Source organism: Paenibacillus sp. P4_E11 (genome assembly GCF_056401635.1).
Map to the genome: position 1 here is coordinate 142,737 of NZ_JBFUIX010000002.1, position 23,207 is coordinate 165,943.

A 23,207-nucleotide genomic window follows, 5' to 3' on the forward strand; every position below is an offset into this window, starting at 1 on the left:
GGGGGTAGTATTTCCTTTATTTGCTTGGATCATGTAAAGGGAAGCGAAAAACCCGAGTGTCCCGAGGAAAGTGAGGAACCAAGTAATATTTAGGTATAAGCATTTAGTATTGTCTACACTCCGGAATGATATGGTAAGTTCAAGTATAGAACCTTGGGTTCGGGTGGCATGTATTTGACAATGGGAGTGGAAGTATGGATGGAGTTATACATTTCGGAAGAGTCGAGTCGTTCTGACAAACTAGTTGTAAGGGACCAAATGATCGCGTTTAATTTGAAGCATTTCCCCGATGACTTGAAGGGCAGGTATCAAGAGGTCAACTTGTATTTAAAAAATAAGGATGGTCAAATTTATGGCGGAATCGTCAGCGAAATATGCTGGAACTGGTTGGAGGTACACTATTTATTTATAGACGAGGCCCTTCGTAACTTAGGGTACGGGAAGAAACTACTAGCTGAAGCTGAGAAAATAGCAAAAGAGAAAAAATGTGATTTTGTAAAACTGGATACGTTAAGCTTTCAAGCTTTAGATTTTTACATAAAACAAGGCTTCGAAGTATTCGGAACGATTCACAATGCTGGAACGCATACGCACTATTATTTGAAGAAGGACATATAGGGATGTAGGGTATAGGCGTTCAACTATCGGACCCTGTAAACCTTATTTGTGAATTTTAGGGTCGAATTGCTTTTTATCGGACCAAGGATCCCTTATTTGCCTATAATCGAGCCCAAACGTATGGAATCATGTGAAATAAGGGCGGCTGAGTCCGTAAGGATCGAGCAAAAAAGGCGTATACAGCAAATAGCGTCACTGGTGTCCGTTCGTATGGTCGTGATCTGGTTTTAGTTTTGATCCTTAATCAAATGGAGGTTAAGCCTATGAAATATTATTACAAAGAGCATCTTACCGGATATAAAGAAATGATAGAACGGGGAAAGCAATCATGGGGTGAACTCCATGGAAATCCGGATGATTTTGACGTGTGTTACTTCAGCATGGTGAACAAGGAGAAAATGTAGTTTGTGTGCTAAGAATGGAGCCGTGATCAATGAAAGTACGAAGCGGGGTTAAAGGGCTTGTTGTGAAGGATCATAAGGTATTAACGATCAAGAAGCATGACGACACATTCGGGGCTGACTACACGCTGCCAGGTGGCGGACAAGAACATGGCGAGACTCTAGTTGAAGCCTTGAAAAGAGAAATGCTTGAAGAGGTTGGATGTCAGATTGAGGTTAAGCAATTCGCGTTGCTCAGGGAGTAYATCGGTAAGAATCATCATGGGAATAGCCTGATTGATCCAAACACGCACGTAGTAGACCATATCTTCCTATGTGAGTTGATAGATGAACATCATCTTGGATTAGGAATGGCTCCTGATGAAGATCAGATCAGCATCGTATGGATCCCTCTTGAGCGAATTAGGGAATACAGGTTTTTCCCTCAATCGTTGGTTCCGTACATCATAGATTACGCAAATGACAAACCACCCACATGCTTTTATACAGGAGACGTCAACTAAGTTGGCATATCCCCTCCAAACGTTCAGATTCACTAAATAAAGACTTGAATATGACGTCACGTAATGTTTTATACTGGGGTTACCGATAAGAAAGCTAGCATAGAAAAAGGGGATGATCATGAAACAAACGTGGAAGGTAGGAGAACTTGCACAGTTAGCGGGATTAACGATTCGAACGCTACGATACTATGATCAGATCGGCTTGTATTCTCCATCGGGTCATTCTAATTCCGGACACAGGCTTTATACCGAATCGGACATTACACGGCTGCAACAAATTTTGTCATTGAAGGAGCTCGGCTTGTCGCTGGATGAGATCAAAACTGTTCTGGCCGGTGATCATTTCAGCCTGTTCGATATCGTATCCCTTCAGATCACCCGAATCAAAAAAAATCTGATCATGCAACAGAAGCTTCTAGGAGAATTAGAGCATATATCCAGCTTGATGGTGAAGAAAGAACCTTTGACCGTTGAAGATTTTACTAAGCTTTTGGGAACGATGCGAATGAGTCATGAGAAGTTTTTTGCCGAGAAGCAGGCGACCTGGAATGCAAATCTCGATCAGCTTGGCCAATATCTTGACGAGCATCCGGAATAATCGAATTAATAGAGGTCTGAATCATGAACGAACATTCTATCGGAAGAGTTCGACTTTCACGTAGGCGGACGGGAGATCATTCGAGATTCATCAGAAGGTAAAATCTATACTTCGATCGCAGGCACGGGGCAAATTATATTTTGGACAATCTGGATGTTGAGCTGAAGCGCACCAATTAAGTGTCATACTGGAGTAGATGAAGGTTAGCGAATCTGGGGATATTCCGTCGGTGCCGCAGGAGGCAAATAGCGCGAAAAAACCGCGTTGCAGCTGTCCAGTCGGTGCCGCAAGAGGCAAATAGCGCGGAAAAACCGCGCTATACAAGCGCAAACTACAGACCGTCATCATGCTTCTATACCGAGACGTCAACTAAGTTGTCGAGAGGAGAGTTGAGCACAATCATAATCGCAGAAACGGAAAGGTTAATCATCAGAACTTTCACGGAAACAGATCTTGCATCTCTTCACGATATCTTATCAGACGCCGAAACCATGGCGCATTATCCCGCTCCCTTCACGATTCAGCAAACACAAGATTGGATCAAGCGAAATCATGCCAGATACCAAAATGATGGTTACGGATTATGGGCTCTATGCTTGAAATCTACTAATGAATTCATTGGTGATTGTGGCCTTGTTACGCAACAAATAGACGGAAGTACAGAGGTTGAGGTTGGATACCATGTTCATAAGAAACTTTGGTCGAAGGGCTTCGCAACGGAAGCAGCACAAGCTTGCAAGGCATATGGATTCCACACGTTAAGTCTGAATAAGCTAATAAGTATTATTGATCCGCGCAACATCGCATCCATTCGTGTGGCCGAGAAAATTGGGTTTACACGAGAAAAAGAAGCGTATGTTTTCAACAAAAACCACTATATCTATTCAAGTGTAAAAGGTTTGTGAGCTAACGCCTGCAGGCCTTTTTTGTATGGTAAATACGACATTGACGAGCGAATGAATACTCTACTTGAAGGCAAGGGGTTGTTAAGGTGATTAATCAGAAGGAATGGATTATGGAAGCGGATATTATAAGTATGCAGGCAGCTATGGAGGCAGGTACGATTCGTTCTGAGGATCTTGTGAGACTATACCTTGACCACATCCAGGAACATGATTCGAAGATCAATTCCATCTTGGAAATCAATCCGGATGCTATCGATATTGCCAGAGCCTTGGACAAGGAACGAAGTGAAACGGGGAGTCGGGGGCGGTTGCACGGCATTCCCCTATTATTGAAGGACAATATGGATACCCATGATCGGATGCATACGAGTGCCGGATCGGTGGCCTTGGCTGAATCCTTCGCGGCGGCAGATTCTTATGTAGCGCAACAGCTCCGTCGGGCAGGTGCTGTCTTGCTTGGGAAAACGAACATGACCGAATGGTCTAATTTCATGTCTAGCACAATGGCAGCGGGTTACAGCTCTCGAGGTGGACATGTCCTGAATCCCTATGGTCCAGGAGATCTATTCATTAGCGGATCTAGCTCCGGATCTGCGGCAGCTGTAGCTGCCAACCTAGCCGCAGCTGCGATCGGGACGGAAACAGCTGGCTCTATAGTTGGTCCTGCTAGTCAAAACTATCTTGTAGGCCTTAAACCTACAGTTGGACTAATCAGTCGTGCTGGTATAATCCCGATATCCAGTAGCCAGGATACACCAGGCCCCATAACCAAAACGGTATCCGATGCCGCTATTTTATTAGGTGCTTTAACCGGAGTTGACGAGAAGGATTCAGTTACATTTTCAAGCAAAGGCCGTTCTTATCTAGACTACACGCCATTTTTAGATGCTCAATTCATCCAACATGCAAGAATCGGCATTCCTAGACATTACTATAAAGATTTGGACGAGGAAAGACTAGCGATTATGGAAGCGGCGATTAAGACTTTAAGAAACGAAGGGGCCACCATTATAGATCCCGTCTCTCTTCACATCGAAGAGAATAATTGGAATAATGATGTGATCACTTATGAATTCAAGAAAGGACTCAATCATTACTTATCACAACTAGCTGACTCGGTTCCGATCCACTCTTTAACACAATTAATCGAGTATAACAATACCCATACAGAGGTTGCTTTGAAATACGGGCAAGACACGTTAATCCGATCCAATGAAACAACACTCACGGAACACACCTATCTTCAAAAGAAACAACAGTACTCACAAAAGGCTATAAGTCAAGGAATAGATTATGTACTGGACAAACACAATCTACATGCGTTGATGTTACCAGGAAATGTGGATGGGATGTATATAGCAGCTAGATTAGGCTATCCGTTGCTTTCCATTCCGGCAGGATACGTAGCGAAAGGAAGCATCAACTCCCGTGGCGAACAGACAAAGGGCCCCTTTGGTGTAGTCTTCTCAGGAAGAGCTTACAGTGAACCTCTATTAATTAAGATTGCATTCGGTTTTGAACAAGCGACTCATCACCGATTTCAACCGCAATTGTAAACTAACTGACGACGTCCTGTTAAAAAATAATGACAGTCCAGAACGTTATTCCCACGTTACAGACTGTCATTTTGTTATATAGGCGATTCCAAACTCATGGTCCTGTACGAATCAATCCAATCCATTGCCAATACGGGGTACACACCACGGCTACCGCGACAACCGCCAGTCCATATCCGATCGCGACCATCTGCCCTTGGCGATGACTGAACGGCTTGCCTTCTGCACTATAGTAAGCGGTTAAGTATGTAGGCGATTGATAGGCGAAGAAGAACGGATCGGTCGACAGCAAGATGATGAATACGAGCACCCACGGATGAATACCCGCCTGCTCCGCCAGAGGCAGCATGGAGATCACAAGTAGGATGACGGCCGGGTCATCCCGGACAACGAGTGTAACCAGGAAGGAAAGGACGATGACGGCCAGCAGGAATAAGGTTGGCGACGACAGGAACATCGACATCGGTTGACTGAGCGCTGCTGACATCGCTTCGACGATTCCCAACTGCTCGGCGGCTTGGGCGAAGCTGAAGGCGATCCCGATGAACAGTAGAAATGGCCAATCGATCCCGGATTTCAACGTTTGCGTGTCCAGTACGCCGCTCATAACGAGCACCGCAAAGCCAATCAGCATGATCCATGTATTGTCCAGTTCGTGCAGAGGTTGGGCGATCATCAGTCCGATGCAGCCCAGCACGGTATATACCGTGATCCGTTCTTCTCTCGTCCATTTGCCAAGCAGGCGAAGCTGGTCATCCAGCACCTTGGGCGAGATAACCTTGCCTGGCGTCACTTTCTTGAACCGTACCAACAGATACACTAGTATAACCGCTGAGAATATTAGAAAGGCTGGCAACGCATAAAGAAACCATTGGAACCATGTGACCGACTCTCCGCCTGGAACTAGGCCATAAGCCATCACGTTCGTATAGGACCCGGTCATAACGAACGGCGCCGTGAAGCCGTAGAATACCATAGCCGCAAGCCCAAGTCCTGCCGCACCGTGACTCTTGTCGGGGAATCCCATCGATTCCGACAACGTTTGTGCGATCGGAACGCCCAGTGCCACCTTCGCCGAGGACGAGGGGATGAGCGGATTCAGTGCAGCCCCGCCTGCTACGATGCCCCACAGCTGGCCTCGGTAGTGCGCGGGAAACTTCTTGAGTGCGTGCAGAGATAGGCGATACAGAATACCGGACTTCGTAATGACAGCACCGAGCGCCAGAATGAACAGCATGTACAGCCACGTAGACGATGCGAATCCAGATAACGCCACCTCTGGCTCAACCAGCCCCCCTACGACCCAGAACATCGCCATGAACAAGGCTACCAAGTAATCCGGCACGATGTTCACGATCCATAGCGCCACAGCCGCGATTCCTATGCCGATGAACTCCATCCCGTTGCGGTCGAGTCCGGCGAAGGGGGCGGTATAGTGAAAATATAGCAAGCTGGTCAGGGCGAAAACTACGGCAAATGCGGCTGACAGTCGTGTCCGCTTCAATAAACCTCCAGCACGATCAGCCAATAGCTTGCTTCGGTGACCGTCTAACTTCTGCTTGGCGAGTTGATACTTGCGGTCTTCGTGCTCGATCGTGACGCCGGCTGCCGTATGTCGGATGGATAATGTCAGGGTGTCGGCCATCTGCAAATACTCCAGCGCCTTCTGCTTCCATTCCAGCTTCCGGCACAACTCGGCTCCACGCTCGTATAGCGTTATAGTTTGCTGCATCGTGAAATAAGTTTGATTATGCTCCAGCGCTTTCTCTAGGCTTGCGAATCCCGCTTCTCTTCCCTGCTCGCCACACATCTGGATATACCGTTCGAACACAGAGAAGTGGGCGAACAATCGGTCTTGGGGGCAACGATCCAACAGTTCCAACGGATCTTTGGAATTGTTGGGATCATTGGAGTCCAGGGGCTCCTTGTGTTCAGACATGGCCTCCAGCAGCGCATCCCATTCCTCGTACATCGTATATAACTGAAAAGCAGGAACCCGCTCCGCACGCGACAACCAGTACGTCGCTGCTTCCTTGATCCATTGCTGCTTGACAGCATGTCCATACTTCAAGACGAAAAGCTCGGCCAATCCGGTTCGGACAGCAGACACCACGCAAAACCACTCTTCGTTCATCGAGTCGATCTGCACGAATTTCCTCAACACCGGGAACCGCTCCAGCTCCTCACTCCATGAGAAGTTCTGAGGCAAATCTAATCTTGAAGCGGACTGAAGTAATCCCAGGCTGGCCGATGGCAGCAGAGCGCTAGCCAGTATGCACTCTACTAACGACTCTGGTAGCTGCGCTAGCTCGAGCTGCAGCCATTTCGACTTGTCTTCCTTCGAAGCTTGCAACCGGACATTCGTCTGAATCAATCTCTGCGAGAGGGAACGGATGAAGTACGCTGAGATGATCGGCTGCTCTTCAATCAGCTTCTGGAACGTCTCCTGGTCCATCTTGTACAAGACGCTGTCCAATACGGTAACAGCTGTTGCAGAACGTGGTTCCTCCGTCAGCAGCGCCATCTCCCCAAGCGTGTCTCCGTCAGTCAGAACGGCCAGAGCTTGTCGGCTTCCTTCCGGTGTAACTGCGAACAGCTCGATGTGCCCCTGCTGAATGATGTACATGCTGTCGCCTGAATCGCCTTGCTCGAATAACACTTCTCCCGCTTGGAATTGGAGTTTTTCCAATCGACCTACAATTTTAGCCAACTCTACATTCGAGAGTCCGTGGAACATTTCAATCTCATTCAGGGTCACCTTGTGTCTACCTCTTCCACTCTACTGACAATGGAATGGAGATCCCGTCACCACCAGCCACAGCATAGCGGTATGTCGGCGGGTTACCATCCGCTGATTCGACGTTCGCCCAGTCTTCGATCAGCGTAACACTGCCTAGATCCAACCGAACCGAATGATCGCCTGTGCTGCCATATTCCCAATTACAGATGCGGAATACAGGGTTACGGCCTTCCCCATCTACATAGATATGCTTGCCGGTCAAGTCAACTCCCGCAGGTAATGGGGGCGTGAAACGAACCTCCATCCAGTTCGTTTCACTCAACTCCTGCGAGAAGCCAATTACAGTTCCTGTGAGTGACGGGCATGTCCCGTCGATGACGGGGTTGGAGGTCGGTCCGATCCGACTGCCGTTCACCAAGAACGCGTAGACCGGCTCGCCGTCACGCTCGGCATATAAGCCCACGGCCCCGCGGAACGCAATCGTACCGTCGATTAAGTAATCTACAGTCGGGTCGTTGGCGTGTATGACGTAGTCGACCCGACCGTCCTTGCGCTCAATCCGCAGCGCAACGACCGCCCCTGCGCGGCTCCCATCGCGCGCTTCGGCCTTCACGCGGGTAACGCCTCGCAGCTGTCGCTCTCCCTTGTACGGCTCGAGCAGAGCTACGAAGCAGCTCTTGTGGTCGGCCGGACGCCGCTTGGCCAGCAAGTAGCGCAGCCGCTCCGGGTTCCCCGGTCGATTCGTTGACGGGTGGCCGTCGGCTAGCGCCACCTCGTTGACATCAGTCAACATCGTCAGCCGCAGGTGGATCTCCTGCGCATCTGTCGCTGCCGTTGTCGCTATTCGCGAATCTTGCTCGCCCAGGACCCCCCATGTATCGCGGACCACCCAATCCACGGCGAATATGTCCCGTGGTGCCACATCTCGCTCCACATCGGTCAAGTAATGGAACCCGCTGCCCTTATAACCCTGCAGCGGCAAGGCTGGGTCGGCGTCATAGGGCTGCCCGAACTCGACATCGGGACCGGCATACGTTCCGCCCTTCTGGCGAACGAGCGCCAGACCCTCCGTGAGGACGGGACCTTCCGCCCCGTGGAACGAATACAGGTGTTCGTCTCCACCCTCCACTTGAAACATATCGACTGCGTAGGAATGCGCTTCGTCTAGTCGCACCATGATCACGCAGCGGCGATACACGGAAGTCTGCTCATACACCGAAGGCTTCTCCGCCTCCACAACCTGAACCTCTCCCGTTCCCACGAACAGCCGCGTCGACCCGACAACACTACCTTCTTGCTTGCTGCGATCGACAGTGACGGTATTATGGGCAACTGTACCGCGATCCCAATGGTGGGTCTTCTGGTGACTGTTGTCACACTTCTCGGGATAACCAAGCTCAGGCGCCAAGTCCAGTCCGAATCCGTATAGACCTATGTTCAAAGAATCCTTGTGACCATGCCCCATATTCCGGCCGTGATATAGCCATACTGCACGTCCGGAATGTCCTATTCCGTCCCGCAAAGCGGTGAAGCCATACCCGCTATAATTCAAGCTTTCCAGACGGAACGGCCCATGAACAGCCACGACTTGCTTAATGTCCTTAAGCACCCGCTCCGGGTCTGACGAGAACAAGCCACCCCGCAAACCGTCCGTCGAATTCCCGTTCACCAATACCGCTAGCTGGGCGAACATTGGCTCGCCGGTTCGTTCAAACACATCTACGACCATTTCCAACTTGTACAGCGTATTGGGATTCCCGGCCGAGTCGCTGTCCCCGATCTGCGGCATGTAGCGGTCGAGCATAAGAAGTCCTGCATGAGCGCGCAGCATTTGCCGGAACTTGGGGTTGCTGTACAAATCCCCACGCGGGTACCGATCATAACCGTGCAGGATATCTGCGACCATCTTGAATGAATCCACCCAGATGTTGTTGTATAGCGGCGCCGCCTCATCGCCAAAGCCATCGCGGTCCACATCGTGAACGAGCGAATGCAGCATGTTCCCGCCGGTAACCGCCCAACCGCCTTCCTCCGGCCTCAGCATCTTACCTTCTTGCAGGACGAAATCCAGCCATTCCTCAGTCGTACCCGGCTCATCCAATACGATTGCAGCCAACGCGAGTGCACTCTGATGCATGCCATTGTTACCTTTGATCTGTACCTTCTTCACACCTGGGTACACTTGACGAAGGATTCCGTCCTCGATGTTCGTCCGAATGTCATCCATCGTACGCTTCGAATGGGGCAACTTATAATAGGCAGCCTTCTCCGCGAGAAACGCCAACACCTCAGTCTGTTCCTCCACCATAGCAGGGAAGAAGGCATCGTAGGCGCTTATGAATGAACGGACAAGTCCCGTTTCCCAAATACATCCGATAACTTTTCCTTGTCCCGTACTCCCATGGGAATTGAGAAATCCGTATTGCCAATCAAACACACCGCAATCCATCGCAGGATATAAGTCAGCTACGCGGTCTAACAATACGATGCCGGCTTGGGCATATTGGAGCTCCCCGGTATACAAGTAAGCGTCGCGCAGCTGTAAGAGTGCAGCCTCAACGATTCCTCCATGCTCCCACGGAGCATCCGTCGAAGGGAACACATTACCGCCAGCGTCGATCATTCGACACCATATTTTCCAATGGCTATAGAATGCTACAAACGTCCAGTTATCCCCGTTCCCATCTCTCCAGCCATAGCCGTCATCCACCCCCCAGTCATCCGCCTGCTCCGGGTATAGTTCGTTGCGCAAATAGCGATTGTCCGCCAACTCGCGATGAAACACGCCATGCTGATCCTTGCCGCTCTCATAATAGGAAGCGAAGTCATTGGAAGGGAAGACAGACTCACAGCTTGGACACACCAGCTTCCATGGCTGTTCCAGTAGATTAGCGAGCCACGGCCAGCGTCCATAAGCATGGTGCGCCGTTCCGCACACCGGGCAGCCCAACTGCTGATTCACGGCGTAGCTGCGTGGAACAGTCTGTGGGGCAGGAACATGCCAGAGCCATTCCCAACCCAGACCCACATAAACATCCGCTTGCTTCACCGCCTCCTCCAGATAAGGCTTCGCCCAGTCGTAGACACGTACATTACGCTGTACGGCCGCTACTTTCTCCGGTGTATAGTACGTGCTCTTTCTCTTAACACCCATGAACTATCCCTGCCTTCTATGAAATTGAATGATAGGAACAACATCAGCTTTACGACAAAAAACCTTGCTTCCGCACATATGTCGAAAGTTCAAGGTTTGGGTATTTGAAGCGTAATCATCCAATGTTAGTGAGCTCACACCTGAATGATCAGCTTGGTTCGTATCGGACTTCATCGACATCACCTCAATCATTGAGTATACGCCTATTATACTCGATAAGAGCCGACAGCCTATCCTTTTTTCCACGACAGGATCGGCTAATGATTCGACTTCCTCCGCATGGTCGCATTCCCCAACGACAGTCGCTGTCGAAACCAATATTTCCCGGGAAATTTGTCGGCTCCCCAATCAACAACCGCCATTCGATGATCCATGTCGACAAGACGTGACTAACAGGTTCTGAAAATCGGAGAAGCAGAGAAATCGCTCCACGACCTAATTGTCGCCAACGACGACGGTCTTCCCTATCGAAAATCCAGTTAAGCACCTGATCGATCAACCAGTGTGTCTTCGTGTTAGGTAACCTGCGGCATGCGCAGTCTGAGCAGCAATTTGGCCAACGATGCCGAGCCCCAATCGGATCCATCCGCTCCCTATTTGAATAGTAGCAATTTGGCCATTTATCTGATATTCTCTGTTATAACATCCAGACTGGGGGTCATGCTCATGCACAAATTACTTCTCGTATTCTCCCTACTCCTGACCGGGAGTCTGGCCACTGGCAGTTCATCTGCCACCGACCTGTCCGGGCCTCCAGCGGCCTACACAGACGGCCATCTCCAAGTGACCGCGCATCGCGGCAACTCCACCGTCGCGCCGGAGAATACGCTTAGCGCCATGTTGAAAGCGTTTCAATCTGGAGCTGGATATAGCGAGCTTGATGTTCAGGAAACCGCCGATGGCGTGCTCGTCCTGATGCATGACCATAGCGCCAAGCGGACGACCGGTATTAACAAGAACATCTGGGAGCTACAATCCAAGGAGTTGCTGAATGCCAGCGCTGGTAGTTGGTTCAGCCCAGTGTATGCCAACGAGTTAGTACCGACGCTCGAGCAAGTCATTGCCGCTGTCAAAGGTAAGATGCTGTTGAATATCGAGTTGAAAAACAACGGACATCAGAAGCGTCTTGCTGAGAGCACCGTCGAGCTGCTGGAGCAGATGGACTTCGTTCAGGGGTGCACCGTCACCTCCTTCGACCCTGCCATGCTGGAAACGGTCAAGCGATTGAACAAGAACATCAAGACCGGCTTGCTCGTCAGCGAGAAGAAAACCGACATCGCCTCAGTCTTCCGGAATGAATCGTTCGATGTGATTAGCATCGCCTTCTCCCTGATCGATGAGACGTTCATGCGCACTGCTGCTCAATATCACAAGGAAGTGTACGCCTGGACGGTGAACGACAAAGCCGTGATGGAGCGAATGCTGAACTACGGTGTGACCAGCATCATCACGGACGTGCCGGAGCAGTTAATTCAGTTGCTGGTTAGTAGGCAGTGAGCATAATGGATTCGTGATCTTTCCGATCTCCCATATAAAAAACCAACTGTGCGCTTGAATGCGACAGTTGGTTTTATTTGGGTTATTAATAATTCAATGATTACTGAACTTTGTCTCCGATCGTGCGTTTCCACGCTTCGCTGCCATCCGTGTTACGGATCGATTCGTGGGACTGTGTCGCTTCCTGCACGTCTCCGAACGCCCAGTGACTAGACTGGATATCCGGGAACAACGGGGTAAGTCCTTGCAGAGGTCCGCGATATAGCATCCGATTGATCAGGGTAACTGCCTCGGAACGAATAATGTCGTTCTGCGGCTTGAACGAGCCATCCGGATAACCGGAGACGAACTTGCCGCGGAACAGCTGCTCGATCGCCGACGCTGCCCAATGCCCTTCAATATCATTGAAGTGCAGACTTCCTGGCTCGCTGCTCTCCATCTTCAGGAAGCGAATCATGACCGAAGCAAGCTCCGCTCTTGTGACCGCTACATCAGGACGGAACGTTCCATCCTCGAAGCCGCTGAAGTAGCCGTGCTTCGTAACGATTCGAATGTAGTTGGCTGCCCAGTGGTCCGCCGATACATCCGAGTAGTGAAGCGAATCCTGCAAATTCACATTCTCGGTCAAGCGCGCAACGATCGCTGCCAGTTCCGCACGGGTGAGCGAGCGGTCCGGCTTGAACAGTCCGTCTGGATATCCCAGAATGTAGCGTTGATGCTGTAGGTTCTCGAATCGTTTGGAGAATACTTTAACTTTCACTGCCGATTGCGCCTTCACCGACTGACTTCCTGTACCGCCCAGGAGGAATTCACCCGGCAAATCATAGGAAGCATCCGGCGAAGTCAACTGCGGCCACTTGACGACTAGCTTGAAGCTGCCCGTATTGCCTCCAACTAAATCCTTCACTGTCCATGTCACGGTTCTTCCGTCGACATGCCCCCCATTCGCGTCTACAACGACCGCACCTTCCGGCAGGGTAACCCGAATGTCTCCGGTTGTAAGCGTAGTGAGCGAAGTATTCTTGTAATCGACGGTAACGACTGTAGAAGCTCCTTCCTCTACCAAACCTTTATCCACGGATAAATTCAATGTAACACTAGGCTGCGGCGCGACATAGAAGCCACCTCCGCCTCCACCACTAGGTTGCGGCTTAAGCCTAAGGTCATGCTTGACGATATCGAACTCGACCGAAAGTGTAGGACTCGTATATGTCTGGTAGCCAGGCTTCGTAACGACCAAATAATAGTCTGCCTCTGGATACACCATGTACGCATAGAAACCATTCTTGTCACTCGATTGGGTCGGGCTGGCATTGTTGTTCGGCTCGAAGCCCACAAGCGCCGGCAGTACAACGCCGGTATTCGGGGTTCTGCCCTTGTTACGGTTCCTTGTCGAATCGGCATACTTCAATTCAACGGTAGCGCCTTGGATCACTTGACCCGTGACATCATCTCTGATCGTTCCATACGGATCGACCAGCTCTTGAGTAATATTCATCTCACCGTCTGCGTTCACTTTTACCTTACTCTTGCTAATGGTTAATTGTTGTCCGTCGCCGAAATCATACCGGATCTCAAGAGTATATTCGCCTACGGTTAGACCATTGGCACTGAATACGCCATTCTTCAACTCGAACGCCTTCGGAGAAGCGCCGTCCATGATATAGTTGCCTGCGCTGTCTTTGAGGTACACTTTCAGACTGGAGGACAAGTCGCTGCTGATCATGCTTGTCTGGCCATCCGGCTTCTTCATGAGCACGACGCCTGTTACGGTCTTCTCGGAGTCGAACTGCTCGCTTCCGCCGCCGGTCACTTCGCCAACGCTAGCTTTTTGTTTATATGTGACAGGCGTAGACACCCCGCCCACCATGATGTTCTGCGTTACATCCATATCATACACAACGTTGCCGCGAGGCACGATGACGGAGTAGGCACCGTTCGCATCGGTCGTTGTCGTCTCGTCGAAGTCGATGCCCGGCTCGATAATCCCATTGCCGTTCAGATCAAGCGTGACCCGCACGGTGGCGTTAGCGACAGGCGTGTTCGAAGCTCCAGATGTGATGATCCCCGCTACGGTAGCCGGCATAAAGGTGATCGTGATCTGATCTTGCCCGTACAGGCCGCGCACCGAATCGTTCACCGTAGCGGATACGGGGACGAACTGTTCGCTCACGCCTGTAATCTTCGCGGACTTGAACGTGACGACCGCTTTGCCTTCATTATCCGTGATGGCCCAGTCCGGTCCTTCGAAGGAGCCCTTGTCTGTCGGAGCCGAGAATACGACCTTGACCCCTGAGATTGGATTCCCTTCACCATCGGTGAGTAGCCCTGTTAACTTCGTAGTCGAATTGCCGTCCCCAAGAATTTTCTCCGGATCAGCCGTCAGCTTCAGTCCGGTCGCCATTACGCGGAATGGATTGTCGATAAGACGGGTAGTTGGTTCGGTTGGCAATAAGGTATTCCCGTTCTTCGCGATGAAGGTTACCGTATAGTCGCCGGGTGCCATATTGGCCGGTAATGGGTAGTTCACGCTCCATTGCTTGTATTCATCCGTTGCAGATGTGGCCGAATTCGTCCAAGTAAGTGGGACCTCGACGCCATTGATTGTCGCGATCACTTGGGTGGCCTTCAGCGAGCTGACTGCCGACAGCTTCAGTGGCTGTGAGGGCAATCCGTACACGAGCGAAGGATCTCCCTGCGCTTTGTTGCCTACCCAGCCATCGAGGGCACGGTTGATCTGAACCGTCACTGCAGCTGGGTTACTAACCTGGCGATACACATCATCGGTTACCGTGAAGGAGAACGTATCCTTGCCCCACTTAAATGGAGCGGTTGGTGTATATATCCAGTGGTTTCCTGTATTCGATCCATCTGGTACCAGCGATCCGCGGCCTGGCCCGTTCGTTATCGCGTATTCCAGGATGGACGGCTCCGCATCGGTGCCGAGCAGCTCGATTGGAATCGAAGTTGCCCCTTCCTCCGCCTCTACAATCTTCGGTTGAGCAACTGGCTTACCATCATACGTGATCGTGATTGTAGCAGGCGTATTAGCGTATTGCTTACCGTCGGTGCCGCTCCACTGGAATACAACCGGTGTGAGCACCGGCATACCCTGAGCTGGTGTGAACACCAGTCGATCTAGCGTCTGGAAGTTGATCACATCTCCACTGCTGATTGGAGTGTACACCGCTCCAGTGACAGATTTTAGAGTTCCTAGAGTACTGAATCCGTTCGGTAACGTAATCTTGATCTGACTCAGCGTGTCACCGTCTGCATCCGTGTAGGTAAGCTCGCTCTTCGGTATGATGACCGGCTGACCCTCGAGACCTGGCTTTGCCAAGTTGTTCACGACAGGAGCCGTATTAATCTTGATTGCAACTGGTGCTGGATTCAGGGCATATTGAGCCCCATCCCAGCCGTTCCATGTAAAAGTCACCGTACCGGTCTGACCCGGGTCTGGAATGAATTTCAGTTGTCCAAGGCTGCCAGCCGGAATTTCTTGACCAGCCGTAACGTTCACATTATTAAGCTGCAAAGTACCTGCGGTCGGTAAAGTAACGATCTTTACCTTGCCTAGAGCCGTGGTATCCTGATAGCTGCTGCCTGTAAAGTCTCCTGCTGTGAACGGTACCGAAAGATCGCCTTCGTTGCCGGTTTTGTTAACCGCGCTAACGACAGGCGCCAAATTCGGCGTCAAGGTTACATTTGCGTCGAACTGAGCATATGTCGCCTTCCCTGCATCGTAACCGTTCCACCTGAAAGTTACCGGCTGGTTGAACCCGCCATTCGGATCGGGTACAAAGCGCAGTTTATCCAAATCGGCTGCCAAGATCTCATCGCCTGCATAGACGACATCCGTTACGTTTGGTCCCTTCAAGAGCTTGCCTGCGCTCGCATTCGGCAAAGTAACGATCATTACTTTGTTAAGTGTGTTGTCTGTCGCGCCGCTAATGCGAGAGAATTTGCTTTCGAAATCGTTTTGCGTGAACTTGATCTCTTCGTACTGCAGTCCCGACTTGGCGATATCCGCCACTTTAGGGTCGAACGTAGAGAGCGAGTAGATGTGCTGTACCTCGCTAGGATTGAATGTAGTGTTATCCTTATTGTTGAACAAGATGATGTTGATGGTATATTCCTTGTTAGCTTTAATGGAAGGGTCGCTTAGAACAGGAATAGCCATACCACCTGGAAGACCATCGGGAGACCTTGGTTGCCCTGCAATCGAGTTCGGGAACTCTAGCCGCTCCGTAGCCAGATTCAGATCTTCGCCATTTTTGGTCTCAATTACATTAATCTCCATGGAGAAGTTTCCATCCATCTTAGGGATAAACGTAGGGTCGACCGTCACCTGGCCATCTGCGAGGGTAATGATCGCATTCGTGATTTCACCGGTCTGCCGGACTCCGCCGTCGATGACGAGTTGGGCCCAGTCTACCTCGACGACCCAGTTACTGGCATTTGTAGTCGCGGACTTATGGTGATGGGTCGAGATCCCAAAGTAATTCTCTTTCCCATTCGAGACAGTACCCAATCGACTGATGGCATTCGCATCCAGCTTCATGACAGTCGTATTCCATGTATCGTTATTTCCGGAGAGCGCGCCTACGTAGTAGTCGCTGTTGAACTCCTTCTTGTATTCAGCGCTCTTGCCGCTGACTTTCGTGGTACTCCAGTTCGTACCGCCTGGATATGTACCGAGCACGATGTGACTGGGATCGTTCGACATGTAGACTCGGTCCCATTCCCCGGTGTTTGCAACGGTTTTTCCCAAGGCGTCGATCTCATGCTCGTCTACATCGTATGCCCGCACCAGTAAATATGCGCTCTTCTGCGGAGCTTGGGCCAGGCTCGGAATCTTGTATTCGATGGGATAGAGAACATCTGCTGGTGTGTTGCTCCCGCTCGGAAACACCGCTCCTTCGTTCCCGATTTTCTTGCCGACCCCGAAATCCGCGCCGTCTGTTGCATCCGCTGCCGCATCCGCCGCCGGAATCCAAGTGTCAACCGGCTGGTAATATGTAGCCCCTGGCGTCACTGTCGCCGCCTCCACCGTTCCGGCGGCTGGGATCAGCGGGCTGATGACAAGCAACAGCGCCATTGCTGCTGCTATCCATTGCTTTCTCCACAATCTTGTAAATAAGTTGACCACGTACTTATCCTCCACTCTCAATCCATTTGATTTTTCTCATCCGTCTAGTTAGCCTGACTATCTTGCCTCTATCATGATAACGGAGCGACCTCTACAGTTTCTATACAACGGGATAGCACTTGAGTCTGCTGTCGACAAAGGCTGCCAACCGCGAGAGGAATAAGAAACCCCGCCAGCGGCCGGGTCCTTGGTAGTTGAGTTAAGTTGTGTGCGTTCCCTCCAAGTGTCATGTACTAATTCCAGAATGTTGTAAAAGTGCAGGATCTTCTCCCCATGCCCGTCTATGGCTAATGAATTGTTGCAAAATGTGCAGTATTTTATCGACAAGATCTCGATTTTCGTCCGAACTATAGCAAAAAAGCAGGAGCTATCGCAGCAATATGGTACATTCGGATACAAACGGATCAAAAATCCTGCATTTTTGCAGGATTCGTACGAATGAGCTCACAACAATCGCTTACTGCCGAGTACCAACCTCGCGAATCTCGACTGAACCCCATATATGCGACTAATTCGAGCTTTACTGCACCCTTCAAGACAAGTAATTAAGGGGACAGCCTCCGACTCCCCCAGAACCCCAAAAACTTATACTTTCTGGCTATTCTATAATCAAAGAAAGGTCCCTCAGACTAAGTCTGAGGGACCTTTGGCACCTATGTACTATATCGATGGCTCAATGAAAACCTTACTTCTTTCGTTGAATCGGAAACATTAATTCCACGGATTCCTTCGTAGCATCTTCCACTTCAATGCTATACGTATCCGTTAATTCATAATCCGATTCACGGATCCACTTCATTAAGGATCCAAACGTCGAATGACCGGTTTTGATGACGCTTGCATACGTACTTGACGGTATTTCCATGGATTCCATCCCAGAAGGAACATGATCCAAGTTATCGACTTCAACCCCAAGAACTAATCTGAACTCGTCCCTGTCGTCATCATAATTGGGCGGATCAATAGACACCGCATATGCAAGAGAAGGGTTAATCCGGTTCGTTATCTCCTTTTTCCGTTGCTCGAATTCTGCATGTAAAGCCGGGCCAGCAGTACCTACATCCTTCAGCAATGTACTAATGGCCATTCCGACAATTAATATAGGTCCTTTTGCCTCTATATTCACTTCCATGCCGATCACTCCCTGGATATTTCCTAGGCTACTTATTATGCTTGTTGCCGCTCTTGTATTGTCTAACCACTACAAAGGCCAACACACACATAACAACCACAACTACCGTAGTGAACACAAGTAATTCCATTTGCGATTGATACCTCCTTATCCAAAACCACCTTATTGGATGGTTTCAGAATTTAATGGTGTTTCATATGCTGAAGCGTCTGCACGAAAATTTGTTCAATATGGTCATCGTCCAGAGAGTAGAACACCGTCTTCCCTGCTTTACGTCGCTTCACAATGCGGAGATTGCGGAGATAGCGAAGCTGGTGAGATATGGCGGATTGCCCCATCTCTAACAAGACGGATAGATCGTGAACGCATAGTTCTTTTTGCAACATGGCATAAATGAGCTTTGTTCTTGTAGGATCCCCAAGGGCTTTGAACACATCTGCCATCTGGCTGGCCATTGCATCATTGATCATTTGAGATTTCAATACATGCAAGTCTGGATCCGTACCTACACATGTATCGTCACAAGAATCGTGAAGTAACTTGTCCAATCCTACACCGCCTTATGCTTATTCGTAATAATTCCATTATAGCAAAAACGGTGACGGCAATCACAACTATTCTGATTTCTTGTTTCTCTTGATCATACGCCGGAGAAGTGCAACAATCCCCACCGCAACAAGTCCAATCACAATAGGCTGTACATAAGAACTACCCTGGGACGATTTACCAGTCGCGGGTTCAGGTGTTGCGGTTGGTGATGGTGTTGCTGTTACCGATGGCGTTGCAGTAGGTGTTGCGGTTGGAGTTGCAGTTGGTGCTGGTGTTGATGTCGCCGACTGGGGTAACTGGATAGTAAAAGAGTATTTCCCGGTTACAGGGTGACCATCTTTTCCGACGATTTTCCAGTTGGCCGTATACGTCCCATTCGGTAACTCCGATTCGAACTTCGCTGTCATACTTGGGCTCGTAACCTTAACATCGTTAAGCTTGACCTTGTCGCCCTTAGTATTGACGACCTCAACTGTACTTAGAGACTCTATATCCGTATTGAATTCCATCGTTATTTCTGTTATTGGTTTGACTACCGTCTCGTCCGTTGTTGGAACGGATGACTTCAATCCCGTATGGGCAAAAGCAGTTACAGGAACAACCAGCAGCAACAGCAGCAGTAATGCAAGTGACTTTTTGAACATAGCTTCCAGCCTCTCCTTCATCGTATCATGCAGCATATCCGAATTTGATTATAACAAATCAGTAGTAGCGGATCTCATCAGATAAGCAACAAATTTTCGAACATTTGTCAATATGAGCAACTGTTCAGATATTGGAGCTGTGGTATGATAGGACAGTAGTGAGTATGGTACTGCCATCTCAATTCATAACACACAAGGAGTGGGAACCCTGTATATTTATTTCTCAGAAACACTATTATATGTTTGCTTTTGCCTCGTTGCGGGTGCTGTATTCCTGAATTTCATTCCCGTACATAAGAAGCCGGATATTCGGATCTCACCTACTCTCTTGTTCAATTTATTCATAGCAATCGCACTGTTATCGTTCGTTCCTGTTATTCGGGGCACACTATTTTTTACAGATGAAGAGTTCCCATTCTGGAATGTTCTTCCCGATGTGTTGGCAGACTTGGAATTAGGCCGTGCCTGGGTGTGGATCCTTATCCAAAGTACGATTATCCTATTCATTATGGCCATGAAAGACATCCAGAAAAATGTGTTGCTCAATGGCATTGTGGCGCTATTACTAGTCGGAATCATGTTCTCCTATGGGTGGGCTAGTCATGCTGCCGGTCAATCCCAATCGTTCGGATTCCTGGCCGAGTCCTTGCATTTAATAGCGATTAGCTTATGGATAGGGATTATTATTATCGTGGGTTGGTTTGCGAGAGGCAGCGATAACTGGTCATCATTTATTCGCTGGTTCAGTCCGCTCTCGATCGGATGCGTGCTTGTTGTCATTGCTGCCGGGCTTACACTCATGTTCTACATTGTCCCCGACTACGTTAGTTCGTGGATTATTACTTATGGACAAGCGTTACTTATCAAGCATTTACTTTTTATACCGCTGCTTGTTTTCGGATACTTAAACGGGTTTTTGATGAATAGAAGACTTCTCACGCAATCCAACTTCGACCCTAGATCGTGGCTGAAGGGGGAAAGCTTATTCGCTGTTCTGATCTTCGCAATTACCGCATTTATGGGCGTACAAACACCGCCGCACGAGGGTGAAGGTACGACTGAGCCTATCGCCTCTTCCCCATTATTCCAGCAGTTCTATCCGGACATTCTCAAGTATCAATTCATCTCATTGAACTGGAGTTGGCCTGCAGTTGTGTTTACATTGGCCGGATTGGTGATACTATTCGTCATCATCAAAGCGTATAGACGAATCTCAGCCTGGAGCGCAGTTGGACTCGGTCTTATGTTCGTATTGACGGGTTACGTAGCTCTTATGTTCTGGGTTGGTTGAAATTCGTTCTAACAATCCTTTGACAAAAATAACATGTCGGAATATCATATGAATATATATTCATATTTGGAGTTGAAGGATGGTTGCCCTATGGTTGAGTATCGTGTGAAGGGATTGACTTGCGGCCATTGCGCCCAAGGAATGGAGAACCAAATCAAGCAGCTGGAGCATGGCGAACATTCCAAGTTAAGCTTTAATTCAGGCAAATTGAGCTTGGATCCCCGAGTTTCTCTTGCAAGTGTTGAGAAAATTTTGAAATCCGATGGGGCTTATATTGAACAAGAGCAAGCGGCCCATTCTCATAATCATGATCATAACCACAATCATAACCACAATCATAACCACGATCACAAACAGGAGCATAAGGTCAGTCATGACCATGATCATGATCACTCGCACGGGGACGGGAACTCTCGTATCCTGAAGTTGCTGGTCGTTTCCGCAGTCATCTATTTCGCGGCCATCCTGTTATCAGGTCAGTTGAGCGCTTCAAGCGTCATTGGCATGTATTTGGTTGCCACAGCACTTAGTGGATACACCACGTTTATGCGCGGGCTCAAAAATTTGTTCCGCCTCAAGTTCAATATCGATACGTTAATGACCATAGCACTGGTCGGGGCCATAGCTATTGGCGAGTGGAAGGAAGCTACCCTTGTTGCCATACTGTTCGGCTTGAACGAACTTCTCGAAGGGTTAGGCATGGAGAAGGCCCGACGCTCTATGGAGACGTTACTTCAAGTGGCACCGAAAGAAGCCGTACGACTAGACAACGGGCAAGAAGTCATTGTCCCCATCGCAACCTTACAGATCGGTGACATTGTGCTTGTAAAGTCTGGTGAGAAAATCCCCTCAGACGGAACCGTACAAGAGGGGAGAAGTTCCGTTAATGAAGCTGCTATTACAGGCGAATCTCTTCCCGTGGAGAAAGCAGCTGGAGAACCCGTATTCGGAGGCAGCATTAACAATGAGGGCGTGCTCCGTGTCCGCATCGATAAAGCCTACAAGGACTCTTCATTAGCCAGAATCCTTCATCTTGTGGAGGAAGCCCAAGAAACGAAAACACCAACAGAACTGTTTATTAACAAATTCGCAAAGTACTATACCCCGATCATCATGATCGTGTCTGCACTTGTGATCCTGATTCCTCCTCTGCTCTTAGGTGGTGACTGGTCCAAGTGGCTGTACCAAGGTTTGGCCGTTCTGATCGTCGGCTGTCCTTGCGCATTAATACTATCTTCCCCCATCGCGATTGTGGCCGGCATTACTCGGAATGCCCGCAATGGTATCTTGATTAAGGGTGGTGTATTCCTGGAACAGCTCGGGAAGATTGATACACTTGCCTTTGATAAGACCGGTACGTTGACAAAAGGGGAGCCTCATGTTGAACAGTCCATTGTGTATGACGAAGAGAGATTCCATCTGGTAGCTGGAGCGATTGAGAAAGCCTCCTCCCACCCGCTGGCTAAGGCGATTATGAAAGAAATCGAGAACCATCAGCAGACCGTACCGGATGCGGATGAAGTCGAAACGGTCTCCGGACGTGGAATTGTTGCAACCGTAAATGGGATGAAATATTGGCTTGGCAACGAGAAGAACATGGAGTATATGTCCATCCCCCCTTCTGTTCAGGCGGATATCGATCAACTTAAACATAGCGGCTTAACGTTAGTCATTGTCGCAGATCACGAACACGTTCTCGGTATGTTCGGCATCGCAGACGAAATCCGTTCAGAGAGCCGAAGCGTCATTGCAGCCCTCCATCGGAGCGGTATCCGGAATACCGTTATGCTGACGGGCGATCATCATCAGACAGCTGAGAAAGTAGCGTCACAAGTCGGGGTAACCAGCTTCTATGGGAACTTGCTTCCCGAAGATAAAGTGAATAAGATCAAGGAACTGTCGCAACACGGCAAGGTAGCCATGATCGGAGACGGCATTAACGATGCTCCTGCACTCGCAACTGCACAGCTAGGAATTGCCATGGGTAAGGGAACGGACAGTGCGATTGAGACAGCGGATATTGTGCTGATGCAAGACCATCTGGGCAAACTGCCAGAAGCAGTGAGCGTGGCCAAGCGCGTCAATCGGGTCATTCTGTTCAACATCACCGTGTCGCTCGGATTGAAATTGATCGCTCTACTTCTTACGATCCCAGGGCTACTGACCTTATGGATCGCCATTCTGTCCGATATGGGAGCTACTGTATTCGTGACGTTGGTCAGTCTGACCATCCTTGTTCAGCGGAGATCGCGTGGAATACACTTTGGTGAAAGCAAGGAGTAAATGTAATTTTCCAATTCGAAGCTTTGATTTTTTTGGAGAAAACGACCTTGGTCATGAAGACGTTCAAGCCATGAAAGTGTGGATCGACAGAGCGTCCGAGCTGTGCAATCCTCAGCAGCAGAAATCAAATCACCCGATCCGTGGTTGGAGCTATTTTGGGACGAATTGCTCATGGCCCGCTCCGACT

At 49.6% G+C, this 23,207-nt stretch carries 15 protein-coding genes; 9 read left to right on the top strand and 6 right to left on the bottom strand.

What is annotated here, in order from left to right; genetic code table 11:
- Window positions 1-198 precede the first annotated feature (198 nt).
- The 6 genes from AC1DWB_RS01615 (at window position 199) to AC1DWB_RS01640 (ending at window position 4,581) form a co-directional block, all read left to right on the top strand.
- The gene (locus AC1DWB_RS01615; protein WP_477539272.1) at window positions 199-618 is read left to right on the top strand and encodes a GNAT family N-acetyltransferase; all 420 of its coding nucleotides are present in this window, start codon (window positions 199-201) and stop codon (window positions 616-618) included.
- A gap of 263 nt (window positions 619-881) precedes the next feature.
- On the top strand, window positions 882-1,022 hold the full coding sequence (locus AC1DWB_RS01620) for a hypothetical protein (protein WP_477539273.1): 141 nt from the start codon (window positions 882-884) through the stop codon (window positions 1,020-1,022).
- Between the two features lie 29 nt (window positions 1,023-1,051).
- Window positions 1,052-1,522 carry an NUDIX domain-containing protein gene (locus AC1DWB_RS01625; protein ID WP_477539274.1) on the top strand — a complete coding sequence of 157 codons (471 nt, stop codon included), beginning with the start codon at window positions 1,052-1,054 and terminating at the stop codon, window positions 1,520-1,522.
- A gap of 118 nt (window positions 1,523-1,640) precedes the next feature.
- Window positions 1,641-2,120: a MerR family transcriptional regulator gene (locus AC1DWB_RS01630; protein WP_477539275.1), complete on the top strand. Its 480-nt coding sequence runs from the start codon at window positions 1,641-1,643 to the stop codon at window positions 2,118-2,120.
- Window positions 2,121-2,518: 398 nt separating this feature from the next.
- Entirely contained in the window at window positions 2,519-3,025 is a 507-nt protein-coding gene (locus AC1DWB_RS01635; protein WP_477539322.1) for a GNAT family N-acetyltransferase, read from the top strand.
- Window positions 3,026-3,135: 110 nt separating this feature from the next.
- Window positions 3,136-4,581 (top strand): amidase family protein, encoded by a 1,446-nt coding sequence (locus AC1DWB_RS01640; RefSeq protein ID WP_477539323.1) that lies wholly within the window; start codon window positions 3,136-3,138, stop codon window positions 4,579-4,581.
- Between the two features lie 94 nt (window positions 4,582-4,675).
- On the opposite strand, the gene AC1DWB_RS01645 is transcribed toward AC1DWB_RS01640, so the two are convergent.
- On the bottom strand, window positions 4,676-7,339 hold the full coding sequence (locus AC1DWB_RS01645; protein WP_477539276.1) for an SLC13 family permease: 2,664 nt from the start codon (window positions 7,337-7,339) through the stop codon (window positions 4,676-4,678).
- A gap of 7 nt (window positions 7,340-7,346) precedes the next feature.
- Window positions 7,347-10,475 (bottom strand): heparinase II/III domain-containing protein, encoded by a 3,129-nt coding sequence (locus AC1DWB_RS01650; RefSeq protein WP_477539277.1) that lies wholly within the window; start codon window positions 10,473-10,475, stop codon window positions 7,347-7,349.
- 666 nt (window positions 10,476-11,141) lie between these two features.
- On the opposite strand from AC1DWB_RS01650, the gene AC1DWB_RS01655 reads away from it, so the two are divergent.
- Window positions 11,142-11,972 (top strand): glycerophosphodiester phosphodiesterase, encoded by an 831-nt coding sequence (locus tag AC1DWB_RS01655; protein WP_477539278.1) that lies wholly within the window; start codon window positions 11,142-11,144, stop codon window positions 11,970-11,972.
- Window positions 11,973-12,072: 100 nt separating this feature from the next.
- On the opposite strand, the gene AC1DWB_RS01660 is transcribed toward AC1DWB_RS01655, so the two are convergent.
- The 4 genes from AC1DWB_RS01660 to AC1DWB_RS01675 all read right to left on the bottom strand — a co-directional run bounded on the left by AC1DWB_RS01660 (window position 12,073) and on the right by AC1DWB_RS01675 (window position 19,446).
- Window positions 12,073-17,121, bottom strand: coding sequence for an S-layer homology domain-containing protein (locus AC1DWB_RS01660; protein WP_477539279.1), 5,049 nt, complete (start codon window positions 17,119-17,121; stop codon window positions 12,073-12,075).
- 685 nt (window positions 17,122-17,806) lie between these two features.
- On the bottom strand, window positions 17,807-18,253 hold the full coding sequence (locus tag AC1DWB_RS01665) for a GyrI-like domain-containing protein (protein ID WP_477539280.1): 447 nt from the start codon (window positions 18,251-18,253) through the stop codon (window positions 17,807-17,809).
- Window positions 18,254-18,435: 182 nt separating this feature from the next.
- Entirely contained in the window at window positions 18,436-18,801 is a 366-nt protein-coding gene (locus AC1DWB_RS01670) for an ArsR/SmtB family transcription factor (protein WP_477539281.1), read from the bottom strand.
- Between the two features lie 66 nt (window positions 18,802-18,867).
- The gene (locus AC1DWB_RS01675) at window positions 18,868-19,446 is read right to left on the bottom strand and encodes a copper resistance CopC family protein (RefSeq protein ID WP_477539282.1); all 579 of its coding nucleotides are present in this window, start codon (window positions 19,444-19,446) and stop codon (window positions 18,868-18,870) included.
- A gap of 328 nt (window positions 19,447-19,774) precedes the next feature.
- Between AC1DWB_RS01675 and AC1DWB_RS01680 the strand changes: the two genes are divergently transcribed.
- A complete protein-coding gene (locus AC1DWB_RS01680) occupies window positions 19,775-20,737 on the top strand; it encodes a copper resistance D family protein (RefSeq protein WP_477539283.1) in 963 nt (320 codons plus the stop codon).
- 90 nt (window positions 20,738-20,827) lie between these two features.
- Window positions 20,828-23,020: a heavy metal translocating P-type ATPase gene (locus tag AC1DWB_RS01685; protein WP_477539284.1), complete on the top strand. Its 2,193-nt coding sequence runs from the start codon at window positions 20,828-20,830 to the stop codon at window positions 23,018-23,020.
- The last annotated feature ends 187 nt before the right edge of the window (window positions 23,021-23,207 follow it).

Bases quoted from the DNA above. Each gene is read 5' to 3' on its own strand.
- AC1DWB_RS01615 (WP_477539272.1), top strand. From the start codon at position 199: ATGGAGTTATACATTTCGGAAGAGTCGAGTCGTTCTGACAAACTAGTT.
- AC1DWB_RS01620 (WP_477539273.1), top strand. From the start codon at position 882: ATGAAATATTATTACAAAGAGCATCTTACCGGATATAAAGAAATGATA.
- AC1DWB_RS01630 (WP_477539275.1), top strand. From the start codon at position 1,641: ATGAAACAAACGTGGAAGGTAGGAGAACTTGCACAGTTAGCGGGATTA.
- AC1DWB_RS01640 (WP_477539323.1), top strand. From the start codon at position 3,136: ATGGAAGCGGATATTATAAGTATGCAGGCAGCTATGGAGGCAGGTACG.
- AC1DWB_RS01650 (WP_477539277.1), bottom strand. From the start codon at position 10,475: ATGGGTGTTAAGAGAAAGAGCACGTACTATACACCGGAGAAAGTAGCG.
- AC1DWB_RS01655 (WP_477539278.1), top strand. From the start codon at position 11,142: ATGCACAAATTACTTCTCGTATTCTCCCTACTCCTGACCGGGAGTCTG.
- AC1DWB_RS01665 (WP_477539280.1), bottom strand. From the start codon at position 18,253: ATGGAAGTGAATATAGAGGCAAAAGGACCTATATTAATTGTCGGAATG.
- AC1DWB_RS01675 (WP_477539282.1), bottom strand. From the start codon at position 19,446: ATGTTCAAAAAGTCACTTGCATTACTGCTGCTGTTGCTGCTGGTTGTT.
- AC1DWB_RS01685 (WP_477539284.1), top strand. From the start codon at position 20,828: ATGGTTGAGTATCGTGTGAAGGGATTGACTTGCGGCCATTGCGCCCAA.